Genomic DNA, 16,443 nt, shown 5'->3' with positions numbered 1-16,443 from the left:
TTATTCCATAACTGAAATTGTGACAAAGGGTTTCTTTTCCGGTTCGCCGAGAAAACTGGTCCACCCCAGATGGTTATTCTGCTTCGCCCCCAATACCATGCCGCTGACCTGATTTTCAGCCAGCCCAAGACGCAGCTCCCAAGCGAACTGGCTGCGCATGACAAAAGAAATGAACATCACCAACGGGAGATAGTTCTTGCCATCAGGCAGGAATGAGAGGAACCGATCGCGGGTCAGGTCGTTGATACTGAGCAGAAATTTCCCGCTATAATCCCCAACCCAAGAGCCGATGGTGAAGTTTTGTCCCAATACAGACAGCTCGGTATCACCGATTTTCTGGCCTTTATTGGTTCCCCCCAGCCGATTCTGCTGATCCACCGGAATGGTAACTTTCCTGAATTGCCAGCCGTGCAGCGTAACGTCCTGCAAATCAAAACAGTGGGAAACAAGGCTGCATATCACTTCTGGTGAGCGTCCGGGGCTTGCCAGCAATCCGGCATACGCCAGCATTTTGCTGTGATTGATGTTCAGCATCCGGCGGTTGACATCACTGCCCAGCCCAACGAGAGAGAACATACGCTGGGAAAAATTATCTTCCCCACCTTTCTTGAAACAGATGTAATAGCGGTATTTCCGCCAAATCTGATGCAGGAGCGTAATTAAACGATGGTTAAAAAGGTTGAGAAAATCCGTCAGGCGGTTTTCCCCCTGGGCATCTTCCCATGCCAGAGAATCGAGATAATAGCCCGGCATCGGAGACTGGCTTCCGTGCAACCCCATAAAGGAAACTTCCAGTTCGAAGTATCCCTTCTTAGATTGCGCAAGTGAGATGACATCACGAGTCGGAAATGCCAGACTGGCACTAGAACGGAAACGGATAGATTCCAGATCAGGACGATCTGTCTCCCCTGTTTTATCCCACGCTACCGCCAGCTGGTTAAGCAGCTCAACCAACTGGTAAAAGTTGTACTGTGCGATGTCCAATGCCAGCGATGTGGCAGGGTTCTGATCAATGGTTACATCAACGAGTGTTGACCTATCTGTACCGGCCATTCATAACATTCCTGATTATCTAAATTGATTACCTTCAACATATGAAAAGCATTGACGCTGGCATACAGTGAGAAAAACCGTGACAGAACCGTACTGAACAGATAAAGCTCGCCTTCCGAGCTGAATGCCTGTTGTCGGATATACAGTGTTGAGCGCAACCCGCGCACAGGCTGCCCGCGGAACAGCCGATCTGTCGGCTCTGTTTCGATCTTCTCAATGGCATCAAGCCGTTTCTGCGATGAACGCTTGGACTGTCGGTTATGAATACTTGGGAAATCGTAGGTACGCAGCACCTGTTTCAACGCGTCCCTATCCAGTAATGACATATAGTTAAGTGACATATTTGACAGCAGTGACCAGTGCAAACCGCCATCCAATAGAGGATAGAGAGGCACTGATGGGCGCGTGATATTGCGGAATGTCGCAAATGACGGGCTGCCGATTGAAGGGTAATTAATGTCGCCAACGCGTAGCTCTAAAGGCAATTCACGGTTGGTACAGGTCAATCCGATCGAAACATTTTCTTTCAGTTTGAGTCTGAGCAAATCTGATTCATCCCCCCGAACAAATGAGATGAAATGTTCCAGCCCCCTGCGGAAAGGTGACTCTTTCACCCGAAGACGGTAATAACGCATTGAGCGTTCGTCTTCGTTATCAATTTGGTGGTTGAAACTTTCAAACGGGGTATAAACTCGCTCACCAATACGGGCGCGGCTGCGTTCACCATTTTCTCCTGTTAGCCAGCTTTCTACGCCATCGACAGAGAAAATGTCATAGTGATCAGGAAAGCTGTAACTGGCTTTCAACGGATATTCAGTCTGGCTGCCATTGAGTTCAATCGCTTCACTGTCCATAGGGAACAGGTTGATTGCGGGTGTACAGTGCAGACGGAAAGTGTCATGACGAACCTTGACTTCTGGTGGCAGTGCCTGAGAAAAGTGTAAATTCAGTTTGAAATCTTTAGTCTTGAGATCTTCAGGCAGCTCTGGGAAGCCTTTCACATCAAAGAACAGGAAGCTTTCTGCAAAACAGAAATATTCCTGCAAAATGCGATACCCCATATAGGCGTTTTTCGGGTATGGCAGTAATGCATCTTCCCGCTCAAATCCTACAGGTACAAAATCAAAATCTGGCAGAGGGATTACTGTATCTCCTACCACCAATTCTGCTTTTCTGAAGTAATAACAGAGCCAGAAATAGAGCTGGGAAGTGGTATAGCCATCACCACTCAGATAAAAACGAAGTTTGTCCAGTTCTAACTCATGCAGGTTCAGCTCCGTTTTCGACGCAAAATTCAGGCCGATAATCCCGGTCTCATTACTGTTATTAACGGAGATGTCTCGGATAGAAAGCGGAAATAGCCAAACATCACGGCAGAGCGTGAAGGTACAGCGGCCATGATCGTCTTTTTTGCCGCCCGGTTTTTCGTTCGAATAAATATCATCTTGAGTTGACAGCGTCTGGCTCATAATCTGTGTGCCACGCTTGACCAGTGTCGCTTTCGTCACAACGCTTTCATCGGGGGTATACTCGATGATAGTCATGCTGGGGGTTGGGCGCAGATAGTTCGGCCAGAGCATATTGAGCAGGCCGTGAGTCAATTCAGGGAACTGATCATCAATCTTTGCCCGCAGGTTGCCTGTCAGGAAGGCAAAACCTTCAAGCAAACGCTCAACGTCGGGGTCAGAGCCTTGTTCTGATAGAAATGCGGCAAGATGAGGGCGCTCAACTGCGGCTTCTTTCCCCAGTTGTCGCAGATAGTTCAACTCATCTCTGAAATATTTTTCAAATGACATTTATTGAGTTCGCTCTAGGCAATAGCGCCGGTTGTTATCCAACTGGATGCTAAATTCCACAAGGTCGTTGATATCATCCAGAGAGATTTCAGCGCTGATATGAAAGCTCAACAGCAACGGATCTGAATCATCATTGATGGCGCTGACAGAAACCGCTGATATTCTGGGTTCATAATTTCTGATGCACTCTTCAATCGCCCATTCGATACTTTGCTTGAAATCCACTGATGTCGCGGTCGCATCATTGAGATCAATGACCCCTAATTCAACGGCGCTTTGGCAGGCACCAGGACGGGAATTCAGCACTTCATTCAAATGCTTCCTGATAGAATCAAGCAGTGAACGCATCCTTGACTGACGGGAAGAGCCGGAGCTCTTCCCTTGAATGCGCTCGAACAGACTGGCAGAGCTGCCTCTGTTCCAACTGTACAGCGCAGCCATGATTATTCCTTATCCAAACGTCCAACCAGAGACAGTTCGAAGCTTGCACCCATGTATTTGAAGTGCGGGCGAACTTGCATCGCAACCTGATACCAGCCTGGATCGCCTTCAACATCCAGAACCTTGATCTCAGCTGCACGCAGAGGACGACGGCTACGAACGTCAGTTGGTGGGTTTTCCTGATCAGCAATGTACTGTTTCAGCCACATGTTCAGTTCACGCTCCAGATCCTGACGCTCTTTCCAAGAGCCGATCTGTTCACGCTGCAACACTTTGATGTAGTGAGCCAGACGGTTGATGATGAACATGTATGGAAGTTGCGTACCCAACTTATAGTTGGTTTCTGCAATTTTCCCTTCACGGGTATTTGGGAATACTTTTGGTTTCTGAACCGAGTTTGCAGAGAAGAATGCTGCGTTATCGCTACCCTTACGCATGGTCAGAGTAATGAAGCCTTCTTCTGCCAGTTCGAATTCACGACGGTCAGTGATCAGAACTTCTGTTGGGATCTTCGCCTGAACCTGACCCATTGCTTCGTACAGGTGAACCGGCAGATCGCTTACTGCACCACCACTCTGTGGACCAATGATGTTTGGACACCAGCGATATTTAGCGAAGCTGTCAGTCAGGCAGCTAGCCAGCAAGTATGCAGTGTTGCCCCACAAGAAATGTTCATGGTCACGGCTGACATTTTCCTGATAGTTGAAGTTCTTGATTGGGTTTTCAACGTTGGAATAAGGCAGACGCAGCAAGAAACGTGGTGCGGTCAGACCTAAGTAACGTGAATCTTCAGACTCACGCAGCGCACGCCATTTAGTATGTGAAGGACCTTCAAAGACAGATTTCAGATCTTTAATGGCTGGCAGGTCAGTAAAGCTGTTAACACCAAAGAATTCAGGCGAAACGGAAGACAAGAATGGCGCATGAGCCATCGCCCCCACTGAACTGACATACTGCATTAATTTAATATCAGGCGTCGTGTTGCTGAAAGCGTAGTTACCGATGACAGCAGCAACAGGTTCACCACCGAACTGACCGTAGCCTGTGGAATAAACGTGCTTGTAGAAGCCGGACTGAATAATTTCAGGTGAGAATTCAAAATCTTCCAGCAGTTCATCTTTAGTGGCATGAATAATGTTGATTTTGATGTTTTCACGGAAATCAGTGCGATCCACCAAAATTTTCAGTGAACGCCAAGAAGATTCCAATTCCTGGAACTGCTTAGCGTGCATAATTTCGTCCATCTGCTCGCTGAGCTTTTTATCTAATTCAACGATCATTTTATCAACAAGCAGTTTGTTGATTGGTTCTTCGTTAGAACCGGTATCCAGAATGCTACCGATAAACGCAGCAACACCTTGTTTTGCAATGTAGTAGCCATCATTTTCCGGAGTCATTCTCGCTTGAGACATAATTTCATCAAGCAAGGAGGTCGTTGCGCCAGAAGCAATAGCTGTGCTGTTTTCTTCGTGCTGAGCCATTTAAAAATTCCTTTAACCAGTTATTTTTTATTGACGATTTCAAGTTCTTTCAGGAGTTGCTCACGAACGGATTCATCTTCCAGCAGTGACTGCAAGCGAGCACGAAATGCTGGGATATTTCCCAATGGGCCTTTTAATGCAACCAATGCCTCACGAAGTTCGAGAAGTTTATTTAATTCAGGTACTTTCTTCGCGATATTATCTGGTGAAAAATCGCTCAGTGATTTTATTTCCAGATTAACTGGCAGATCTTCTTCGCTTTTTTCATCGAGACGATTAGGGACGTTAAAAGTCAGGTTGATATTTGCCTCATTCATTACGGCATTAAAGTTGTTCTTATTGATAGAAACTGTTTGCCGTTCTTCAATTGGTGTATCTTCGCTTTTGCCTTTCAAGTCACCAACAACTAGAAGATTCAGAGGTAATTCAACTTCTGCGGTCTGGTCACCGGTATTAGGGACGTACTTAATATTAATTCTTTCTTTTGGAGCTACGCTACCTGGACTATTCTTACTCATATTTTAATCCTTTGGCTAATACAACCATGAACTGTCTAACAACCCATTATTGGTGAGAGAATGATTCCAATGCTTACCTATATAACAAATACAAAAAATCTCCCTAAAAAAATAGGAAATAGAAGATAACTATATTTGCAGGTACGAATGGTTTTATATCAACTGTATATCAACATATAGTTAAATAATCAGATATATCCTATCTAATCGTGGAAGTAACATCGATATGAAAAATCGTCAAGTTCGAGTTTGACATTTTATTTTTTTGATGTAAAGCCAAAACACAAATTGATAAAGTCCTCTATTCAAGCTTTTAATATCTTTATCTCAACTCATAGCAAATTATAAATATTTTTTTCTCTCAAAGTAGAGAAAAGTTTGGTTTTACTCTCTGTAAGAGTATGTAATCCCATTACTTATAAATTGTATAAAAAGAAATATTTTTCATCTTCTCATGAATAAAACGTAACCATCAAAATCTAGATTAATAATCAGCATCAATGTCATTTATTATTTTATTTTGATTAATTATGTATCACAACAATCTAAATTATTTTCATTTTTTTGATCTCGGTAACACTTTTTAAATGATCATAGAAAACATTTAAGCAAAAAAATAAAAAACACTATATATCAAAAAGTTAAATGCATGCGAATATCGAAGCTCATTTTTAAACCAGTTAAAGAGGCTGATTTTTTATAGAAAATAAGCCATAACTTTCACAACGGCAATGATTATAAAATTTTTATTTGTCATTGAATTAAAGCGTATGTTGATTTTTTCAAATGACTTTGCGTCAGACAATTTCAGCTTTATTATTCGCTCCGAGTGTTTGGCAAGCTAAAATTTCATTTTGATGAATAAATGGAATTATCACGCAAGGAATGAACACTTACACTAAATATTGGTAAATTTTTATAGGATATTCATATGCCAACTCCATGTTATATTTCTATCAATGGTAAAACTCAGGGCAATATTACTGCTGGCGCATTCACGGCTGAATCCGTTGGTAATATCTTTGTTCAAGGTCACGAAGATGAAATGCTGGTTCAAGAATTTGACCACATCGTAACTGTTCCAACTGATCCACAGTCAGGACAACCTTCTGGCCAGCGTGCGCATAAGCCATTCCGCTTTACCGTTGCATTGAATAAAGCAGTTCCTCTGCTTTACAACGCACTGGCTTCTGGCGAGATGCTGACTACTGTAGAATTGAAATGGTACCGTACTTCAATCGAAGGTAAACAAGAGCATTTCTTCACTACTAAACTGGTAGATGCAACTATCGTTGATATCGACTGCAAAATGCCACACTGCCAGGACCCAGCAAAATCTGAATTCACTCAGTTGGTTCGTGTTTCTCTTTCTTACCGTAAGATCGAGTGGGAACACACTACTGCTGGTACTTCTGGTGCTGACGACTGGCGTGCGCCAATTGTTGCTTAATATCTTATTCATTAAGTATTAAGTAATAATCTTTCAGCCAATGAATATTATTCATTGGCTGAATCAATATTGAATGAATCAATCGGATATTTCTTAAAACTCCTGCCAATTTACTTTAATTCCCATTTTTCTTTTTTATATTTGTTTTTCTGATTTTTTCCCGTTGTCAGATTTTCATATAGTAATTATTTTCATAATAAATTAAGATAAATGTATTTATAATTACATGCATAATTAATACTCAATTAAACCAACTGATTAAAAAGTGCCTTTCTTATATTTTATCTTCTCTTCTATTCAATACATTCTCAATACATTCCATCAAGACGCTATAAGTAAAACTTATAAATAAAAAACTCAAATAGAGCAAGATACCTAATTCTTTTTCATTATTTTGCTTAATATTGACTAAACCAAAATTGAATTTCACTTATCTCCAAGCATTGGATTAATGCATAACCAAAATGAATTATAATAAATCACTAAGGTGAATTTATAACCAAAAATTATATTACAGAACAAAAAACAATCATTAATCAGAGCAACATAAAATATTTTTTATGCTTTAATGCTGAATTAATAAACTAGGAAGTTTAACCATAACCCAACACGATACATTTCCCATCAACTATTGTCATTTGGGTATTCCCATGATTAAAAGGACGACAATCTTCATCTTATTATGTACTTCATTTCAGGTAAGCGCTTCGTCTGACGCGTTTAACCCTATTTTACCTACGGATGAAACTTTCTCTACAAATGAAATAAGAAGAACCTTACAGGATAGTTCACGGGAAATAGACCAATTAATTGAAGAGCGCCGCCATCAAGGGTTGATTAATCGCGCAGACAGCGTTTCTCCGCAAACTGTTTCACCTGTGCTGGAAGAAGTGCCATCTTGTTTGGCTATCAAAAGAGTTTATCTTCAAGGTATTACCCTACTCTCTCTGGGGGACTTGAATACGCTCAGTGCCCTGTCCGATAACTGTATCACCAGTAATGACATCAACAAGCTGTCGGCGGAAATCACTAACCTTTATATCGCTAAAGGTTACATTACGGCGCGGGTACAATTTATTCCTCCCAACGCGAATGGTGAATTGGGGATCAATGTTGTTGAAGGTTTTGTCGAGGCGATAGAAGGAAGTGATCGCTGGATCAATAGCCAAACACTATTCCCACGTTTGACAAATCAACCACTCAACCTGAATCAGCTTGATCAAGGACTGGATCAGGCAAATCGCCTGCAATCAAACAAAACGACTCTCGATATTCTACCCGGTACAGTCAATGGTGGTTCCATCGTCAAGCTATATAATCAGCACTCTTCTCCGTGGAGGATAACCACAACCACCGATAATTATGGGCAAAAAAGTACAGGAAAATGGATCACCCGACTCAATGCCAACGTTGATAGCCCATTGGGATTATCTGATTTTGTCAGCCTTAGCGGCAGCAGTACCGTTGATAAACCTGATACTCAATACAATCGCGCCTATACCCTGTTTTATTCCCTCCCTTATGGGGCAATGACGTTCAGCGGATTCAACAGCTATTCCCAATACACCAGCCATCCCCGTTCACAGATAAAATCAATCAAACTGCACGGGAATTCACAGCAAACAGGAATTCGTACCGATTGGGTCTTTCATCGTAATCAATCGCAAATCAGCACATTAAACACCCAGTTTGTTTATAAGAATTACAATAACTATGCCGCAGACAGCAAAATCGATGTCAGTAGCCAGACATTGAGTGTTCTCGAACTGGGTATTAACCATTTACAACTCATTCCTTCAGGGCTGATCTCCCTCAATATAAGCATTGAACGGGGAATGCCGTGGTTTAGTACCCAAACAACAACAGTCAGTCTGAATAAACAATTTACCAAAGGGAAATTGTCGGCAAATTTACAGCAGCGCTTCACTCTCTTTGATATGCCTTACCGATTTAATAGCCAATTTTATGCTCAGTACAGCCGAAGTGGGTTACCGGGTATTGAGTGGCTCAATGTGACCGACCGTAATGCCGTGCGAGGATTCAGCAAAAATGTGTCATCGGCTGATAATGGCTGGTACTGGAGAAATACACTCTCTCACTCAATCTCCATTCCCAAAGGCTCACTTGCTCTGTGGGCTGGTGTGGATATCGGTCAAGTTAAAAGTTATCTCAGTCAGGATGACTGGAAAAGCAGTGCCGGCTTGAGTACCGGTCTGACGCTGCGCTATCAGAGCTTGTTTGCGGATGTTGAAGTAAGCCGGGGCAAATTTCTTTCTCACCAAAATAGTAACACGGATGAGCCTATGCAACTGTTAACCCGCTTTTCTTATACTTTTTAGTTTCTTAAACCATTTGATGTTTTTTTAACCGCAGTCAGCTGTGGGGATTAATCCTAGAACAATGATCCCCAGGGCACTGCATATGGCAATAAAAAAGTAGATAAAGGTAATCATATGAAAAGTAATAAATTTAAGCTATCTCCTACGGGAAAACTCGCCGTATCCATGGCAATTATTCTGGTAACTTGTTCAGCCAGTTTCGCCAATAGAATTACTCCAGGAGGCAATGCTGCACACAGCCCGGGTGTTATCCAAGCTGATACCGGTGCAACGGTGATAAATATTGTTGCACCTTCGAACTCAGGGCTATCACATAACCAATATCAGAATTTCAACGTTGACCAAATGGGGGCAGTGTTCAATAACTCCCTGGAGAATGGGCAATCACAACTAGCAGGCGAATTATCTGCCAACAGCAACCTAAATGGGCAAGCTGCAAGCGTGATCTTAAATGAGGTTATTAGCCGTAACCCTTCACTTTTGCTCGGAGAACAGGAAGTGTTTGGCATAGCTGCTGATTATATATTGGCAAATCCTAATGGTATCACTTGTAACGGCTGTGGTTTTATCAATACTAATCAGGCATCACTGGTTGTCGGTAATCCGCTGGTGGAAAATGGCATGCTCAAAAGTTTTAGTACATTTGATAACCAAAAGTCTTTGGATATCAGAAACAAGGGATTATCCCATAATGAAGTATTGAATCTGATTGCGCCTAAAGTTGATATCAAGGGTCAGGTGATTACCTCAAAAAACCTCAATATCACGACGGGGAATAACCAGATTTCCGCCGATGGCCATATTTTGGATTCTCAGCAAGCAAATGCTGGCGCACTCGACAGCTATTATTTTGGCAGTATGCAGGCTGGGCGTATCCGTCTGCTGAATACAGCGGAAGGAAGCGGTGTCAATTTACGGGGTAAAATGACGGCTGATGATAGCATTAATGTTGAATCCTACGGCGATGTGAAATTGGAAGCGGCGGCGCTAAAAGGAGGAGATATCACCTTGCGCGGCAATAATGTGCTGTCCCAAGGACGCCTGAACCAATCTTCATCAAACAAAACGGGCAGTAATAATCACCGAAACCTTTTTAGTAGCATTTATACCGAACAAGAGCAAATTAGTGAATCTGTTGCCCGTACTCAATTGACAGGCAAGAACATCATGCTGGTTGCCAAACAAAACAATCAAGTAATGGCAACCGATATTGAAGGGAATAATGTCGAACTGACTGGTGCCAATCTGAAACTGGATGGGCAAAAACTTCATCAACTTGACCGTAGCATCAATAATCAACGGAAAGTAGTTTGGCGGTATGATGTCACCTATGAGAATGAAAAATACCAGTACGAAGGCAATACCATCAACGCCCATGAAAATGTTCAGCTGACTGCCAGTAAAGGCAATGCAGAAGTGCTTAGCAGTAAGATCAAAGCCGGAAATAATTTGTCCGTATCTGCCAAGAAAGATGTGAAGCTGGCGGGACTAGTGGAATCAGAAGTGACCTCAGAGAAAGGTTATAAAAAGAACCATTCTGCATCATTGCAGACGGGGCACTGGAACGAGGTTAATACCACACAAAGAAGCACTGGCAATGAATTAAGCTCAGGCGGAGATTTGGTCATCCGGGCAGATGGAAATGTTGACATTATCGGAACGCACATTAATTCAGGCGAAAACCTGATGGTTTTGGCGGGACAACAAACCAATATTACTGTTCAATCCCTCATTAATGATCAAAGCCTTGACAAGGATAAAACTTATTGGGGCGGTATTGCTGGTGGCAGTAAGAAAGATAATCACGATAAATCAGAAACTCATCATATATCCGAAGTGACGGCTGGCGGGTATGTGATGCTGCAAGGCATGGATGGTGTCACCATTACGGGTAGTAAAGTCAAAGCCCAAAAAGGGGCCTACGTTGAAGCCAATGATGGACAATTAACTATCGATAACGCGGTCAGCCATACTTATAAAGAGGTGGATGAAAGAAAAGGCACCATCTTTAATATCACCAAAACAACGAACCAAGAGCATGATGAGCAGCAAAAATCTTCCAGCAGTTCTCTGATTTCCGACGCAGATCTGAAATTACTCAGCAATAAAGATATCCATGTTATTGGCAGTCTGGTGAAAAGTGCCGGAGAACTGCAACTGAATACTTCGGGTAACATTAATATCCTGAATTATGGAGATAAAAATCAGTACCAACAGGAAAAAACCAACCTTAACTGGCAGTACTACGCCAATGAGATGAAAGATAAACAATATCGCGCTGGTGTGGGTTTTGAGCACGTTACCGATAAACAGAAGGATGAAAGCACAACACAACGCCCATCAGAATTAAGTGGTGGCAACCTCAACGTAAATGCCGACCAAAATGTCACTGTGACTGGTTCAAAATTGGTCACAACTCAGGGAGATGCGAGAATCACTGGGGATAACATTGCCTTACTGGCCGGAGAAAACAGTACATCAACTTCAACCTCGCAAGAAAAACTTCGTAGCAGTGTGTTTGTCACTGGCGGTATGGACAAACTCGGTAGTGGCGTTGAAGGAAACTACAACAGCAATGGAAAATCCCAAGGCCGGACAACAGCTGAAGTGGCTACAACCCAAGTCAATGGCAACCTTGAGCTGAACGCAATGGGTGAGTTGAAGCAACAGGGAACGGACCATCAGGTGCAAGGCTCCTATCAGGCCAATGCTGGCAATATTAAGAATGTAGCAACAGCCAATACAGAATCTAGCTCAACCAATCAATTACAGGTTGGTGGTGAAATCAGCGGAACTGCCGATTACAGCGCAACTACCCGTCCTGTGGAAAAAACGGCCAAAGCCGCCGCAGATAAGAAACTGGATACTGCGATCACAAAGACTGGCCTGCCTAATGCGGGTATTGAACTGACGATGGATGGTAAAAGCCATTACACCAATAACCATCAGTCCAATGCCGTAGTGACTACCATCAAGGCTGGCGATATCAAAGTAACAACGAACGGTGATGTCTACGATCAAGGTACGCAATATGAAGCCAAGAAAGGCGATGTTTCCCTGACCGCTGGCAGCCATACCAGTGAAGCGGCACTCAATCGCCAAGACACTCATTCCTCTGACACTACTGGCAATGCAAGCTTGCGGGTCTATACCACAACGGGGGCAGATATCTCCATCAATGGCAAAGGCAATGGCAGTTATCAGGAAACATCTAACAACAATACCAGCACAGCCACCAGCAGCATCAAAGCCCAAAACGGCATTGATGTTCAGGTGACCAGAGATGCACGCTACCAAGGCACCTCAATGGATGCGGGCAAAGGTTCAGTCAATGTTAATGCAGGTGGAAATATTCAGTTCAATCAAGCCACTAATCGCAATGAAAAACAAAGCAATGGCTACAATGGAGAGATTTCTCTGACCGTAGGAACCAACCCTGATGGTAAGAATTTCAGTGGTGGCGTCGGTGGCGGTTATAACACAGACAATCAAAACAACACGACAGCTCAAACCAGCAATCTTACTGGTGGGCAAGGTGTAAATCTGAATGCGGGCAATAATCTGACGTTACAAGGTGCCAATGTTTCTGGCAAGCAGGTAGATTTAACAGCACAGCGTGGAAAAATCGAACTGACTTCGGCTCAGGATACTGCCAACGCCAATGGTTGGAACGTCGGCGCTAAAGCGAAAGGTGGTATGTCTTCCACCGCCCGCAAAAATGAAGGAGGCGATGGCGCGGCAAGCGATTCGGCTGACAAAATCATCGACAGCAAATATAACATTGGCGGTGAATTGAAATTTGGTGTCAAACATCTGGATGAAACCACTCACCGTAACGCTCATGTTTCCGGCGATAATGTCACACTGACCAGTGCGGGAGATACCTCACTCAAAGGTGCTAATGTGGCTGCTGATAATCAGGTAACGGGCAAAGTCGGTGGTAATTTCAATGTTGAAAGCCGCAAAGACAGCACCCATCGTCTGGATGTGGGTCTGGATGCTGGTTTAGGTTATAGCAAAACCGTTAAAGGAGATGCTCCTTCTAAAGAAAGTGTTTCTACCGCAACGGAAGGCTCTTCAGAAAACACTACGGCTACCGGCAATGCTAAAACCGACGGTGAAGCACCAAGTTTGAAAGATCAACTGAAATCCGCGTTCAAGGGCTTCAATGGCAAATTCAACGGCAATTACAAGACCCTCGACCGAGAAGCCATTGGCAAGCAAACAACGTTGACCGGTGCTCAAGGGGTTAATCTTGATACCACTGGAACAACGTATCTGGTGGGTAGCAAAATTGACAGCGCCCAAGGATCTGTCTCACTGAATACTCCGCAAATTAATCAACAATCTGTTGCGGGATACGACAAGGGCAAAAACTTAGGGGTTAACGTACCAGATTCCATGGCAAGTCTGGCAATCTCTGCACAAAAAGATATTTTCTCCGGTAAAGTACCTTTTGTGACAAATGAGAGCCACAATACTGAGATCCCAACTGTCCACAGTGAAGTCAAGGGTCATCAATTAGATTGATCATCATGATCAATGATTGATCTTCTGTACGGTAGCCAATATAAGGCTACCGTACTTTTTCAAATCCTCTCATCAGTTGCCTTTTCCATCTTGCCTGTTACTCTTTTTTCACTTATGTATTTTTCGCTACATATATAGATATAGCGAATAACATTATCGAACAGCACTCAGGGCAATATATCTTAAGTGCTATTTTTAAAAGTGATATAACGAGTAACATCAGGCACGACCAGGTTTAAGGGGATGTAATGCCAAATGACCATGAAAAAAAGGGAACAACCCAATATGGGGAAGAGTTTCACACCGTTAGAGAAAGGGCTACATGGCAGTAAAAAAGCGCTTTCCGTAACAATTCGTATTGGCAATGCCATCCGCCACATTCCTTTTATCGCTCATTTAATTAGGGCGGCACAACGTTTCAACGACCGAATGGGCAGCCAATTTGGTGCTGCAATCACCTATTTCTCATTTCTATCCTTAATCCCAATCCTGATGCTCTCTTTTGCCATCGCGGGTTTTGTGCTGGCTTCCAACCCTGATTTGCTGGCCCGTTTGATCAATGGTATTGCCAATAGCATCAGTGATCCTGCTCTCGCCAACACGCTGAAAAATAGCGTAGATACTGCGGTCAACCAAAGAACGACGGTGGGATTGACAGGTTTGGCGATTGCTCTTTATTCAGGTTTAAACTGGGTCGGTAATTTACGCGAAGCAATACTTGCCCAATCCCGGGATATCTGGGAACGCAATCATGAAGATAAAGAGAAAATCTATTTTCAGTATATTCGCGACTTTTTCTCGCTATTCGGCCTGCTTTTTGCGTTGGTAATGACCCTTTCACTGACTTCCATTGCAGGTTCTGCCCAAGCTTCCATCGTCCATGCCCTTGGATTGGAAGGCATAGAATGGTTGCGCCCTGCATGGACATCGATTGGCATGACCATTTCCATTTCTGCCAATTATTTGCTATTCCTATGGATATTGTGGATCTTGCCGCGTCATCGCCCTGAAAGAAAAGCGCTGTTCAAAGGAACTTTAATGGCTGCCATTGGATTTGAAGTCATCAAATATATCATGACCATGATGTTGCCACGCCTTGCCAGCTCACCCTCTGGCGCTGCTTTTGGTTCAGTGATTGGTTTAATGGCTTTCTTCTATTTTTTCGCCCGCCTGACGCTGTTTTGCGCCGCGTGGATCGCTACCGCAGAAGAGAAAAAAACCGAGTAAATATCCACATATCTATAAGAAGGCTTTGTAATAAATGCATTGCTAGTTTCGCCAATAACCTGGAAATTTTATTTATCCAACTCTTCCACAAATTCATCAAACACAGTATTAAAAAACGCTTTATTTCTATTATAGATTTCCAATGCTTTAACATATAGTTTATTAAATCACGTTAGCAACTATTTTATTCATTTATTATTTGTTTACCATAATTTTCTATTTGAAATCAAAAAAATTGCTAGTACAATTACTGTACTTTTTCACTATCCAGAGTCTCTATTTATAGTATCCTCGGAATGAAAAACAGAAATAAGTGTCAATTTCTTATCTTGTAAACCTCACTTACGATATCGAATAGCAATTGTATAACAATCGCTTATAACTAATAAGTGATGTTAAGTTGTCTTCAAAACTCAAGATATACCTTCATGACATAAGGGAATAGTGATAAAGCTTAAGTTGCAGGGTCGATGTTAGTTAGTTGATTTTCAAGGTTAAAATTCCATAGCCGTTTTCTCATATCAGGTTTGATTATGAAGGGGGGAATGATGTTTTTCCATATTATCAACAAAAATAATATTATCGTATTTACTTTAATATTGGGGATTGTCATTTTATTTTTATCTTTTGATAACAGTCGAGTGAGGATTGTTGGTTATGCTGATAAACATTGTCAAAAGAACACAGCCTGTTTGATTGACATGAACGAAATCACTCCTTTTGACTGGGACAAAATGTATATCATCGATAAAGGCATGGAACCTAAGGACATTGAGAACATTATCGGTGCGACATTTAATAAGAAAGCCAGCCTTTTTTATAAAATTATCTTTGTCAGAGATAATAAGGTAGTTTATTCAGATGAGTATAATTCTTCGGGTAAATCTTACGAGAAAAAATTTATCAAGCCTAATTTTCATTATCCCTATGAAAGAAAAGAAAATTATTTTAGCCACTATGCTATCTCAAAAAATAACTCCATTATTTCAGTAGAAATTGAACATAAGCCATTTATAAGCGATAAGGTTTATTACAAAATTTCCCCTTCTAATGCACAACAAATTAGAGGGAGAAATTTGTAAATTTCTCTAGCTTCTTTAGGAAAATGAGCAAAATTACAAGATTGAGTGCAGGTTTGCTATTTTTTATTGGCCTGCACTTCTTTTTTTGTCTTTATTGTGCTGCTTTTGGTGGATTTGTGAAATTGGCTTTTGTTGTTTTTCTGCTTTAAGGACGGAGAGCCATCGGCCAAATTATTTTTTACGGTTTCTGGTTTATTGTTTTGCTCTTTTAGGCGCTTTTCCAGAGCACAGGTGATCTTTATGTTTTCCAAAGTGCGGGTTAATCCTTTTGTCAGACGCTCATTTTTATCCGCCTGAGCATACTCGAGCTGTTTTTCCAACGTTGTTTTCTTAATCTCACACCCCGACTTACCTTGGTTTGCATAGGCTGCACTCATACTGAAAACGCTCAATACAGATAAGATCACGGTTTTCGACATCATGGGTTATTCCTAGGGCAAACGGGTCTAAATTGAACAGTTAGTTCAGTGATGTGCCTTCAGTACATAAAGGTAGGAACATTGATGATCGTTTGTGATTTACAATC

Annotated in this window: 11 protein-coding genes; 5 read left to right on the top strand and 6 right to left on the bottom strand. The window is 42.3% G+C overall.

The window, feature by feature from the left end:
• From tssG to tssB, 5 genes are read right to left on the bottom strand one after another with little or no spacing between them, the layout of a single operon-like run.
• Entirely contained in the window at nt 1-1,053 is a 1,053-nt protein-coding gene (gene tssG / locus BM135_RS11000; protein ID WP_092519775.1) for a type VI secretion system baseplate subunit TssG, read from the bottom strand.
• Nucleotides 1,017-2,849 (bottom strand): type VI secretion system baseplate subunit TssF, encoded by a 1,833-nt coding sequence (gene tssF, locus BM135_RS10995; RefSeq protein WP_092519774.1) that lies wholly within the window; start codon nt 2,847-2,849, stop codon nt 1,017-1,019. Before tssF ends, tssG begins: the two co-directional genes overlap by 37 nt.
• On the bottom strand, nt 2,850-3,290 hold the full coding sequence (gene tssE, locus BM135_RS10990) for a type VI secretion system baseplate subunit TssE (protein ID WP_092519773.1): 441 nt from the start codon (nt 3,288-3,290) through the stop codon (nt 2,850-2,852).
• 2 nt (nt 3,291-3,292) lie between these two features.
• Nucleotides 3,293-4,771, bottom strand: a complete 1,479-nt coding sequence (tssC, locus tag BM135_RS10985; protein WP_092519772.1) for a type VI secretion system contractile sheath large subunit — start codon at nt 4,769-4,771, stop codon at nt 3,293-3,295.
• A 20-nt stretch (nt 4,772-4,791) separates the two neighbouring features.
• Nucleotides 4,792-5,289 (bottom strand): type VI secretion system contractile sheath small subunit, encoded by a 498-nt coding sequence (gene tssB / locus BM135_RS10980; protein ID WP_092519771.1) that lies wholly within the window; start codon nt 5,287-5,289, stop codon nt 4,792-4,794.
• 931 nt (nt 5,290-6,220) lie between these two features.
• On the opposite strand from tssB, the gene BM135_RS10975 reads away from it, so the two are divergent.
• From BM135_RS10975 to BM135_RS10955, 5 genes are all read left to right on the top strand, one after another.
• Nucleotides 6,221-6,739 (top strand): Hcp family type VI secretion system effector, encoded by a 519-nt coding sequence (locus tag BM135_RS10975; protein WP_092519770.1) that lies wholly within the window; start codon nt 6,221-6,223, stop codon nt 6,737-6,739.
• A 650-nt stretch (nt 6,740-7,389) separates the two neighbouring features.
• Entirely contained in the window at nt 7,390-9,078 is a 1,689-nt protein-coding gene (locus tag BM135_RS10970; protein WP_092519769.1) for a ShlB/FhaC/HecB family hemolysin secretion/activation protein, read from the top strand.
• Nucleotides 9,079-9,192: 114 nt separating this feature from the next.
• Entirely contained in the window at nt 9,193-13,608 is a 4,416-nt protein-coding gene (locus tag BM135_RS10965; protein ID WP_092519768.1) for a hemagglutinin repeat-containing protein, read from the top strand.
• A 261-nt stretch (nt 13,609-13,869) separates the two neighbouring features.
• Complete coding sequence (gene yhjD / locus BM135_RS10960) at nt 13,870-14,835, top strand: inner membrane protein YhjD (RefSeq protein WP_422646154.1); 966 nt, start codon at nt 13,870-13,872, stop codon at nt 14,833-14,835.
• Nucleotides 14,836-15,368: 533 nt separating this feature from the next.
• Nucleotides 15,369-15,917, top strand: a complete 549-nt coding sequence (locus tag BM135_RS10955) for a hypothetical protein (RefSeq protein ID WP_245737384.1) — start codon at nt 15,369-15,371, stop codon at nt 15,915-15,917.
• A 56-nt stretch (nt 15,918-15,973) separates the two neighbouring features.
• On the opposite strand, the gene BM135_RS10950 is transcribed toward BM135_RS10955, so the two are convergent.
• A complete protein-coding gene (locus BM135_RS10950; RefSeq protein ID WP_092519765.1) occupies nt 15,974-16,339 on the bottom strand; it encodes a DUF1090 family protein in 366 nt (121 codons plus the stop codon).
• Nucleotides 16,340-16,443 lie beyond the last annotated feature (104 nt).

It is taken from the genome of Xenorhabdus japonica (assembly GCF_900115195.1).
GTDB lineage: Bacteria > Pseudomonadota > Gammaproteobacteria > Enterobacterales > Enterobacteriaceae > Xenorhabdus > Xenorhabdus japonica.
This window is presented reverse-complemented; position numbering and strand designations above follow the sequence as displayed.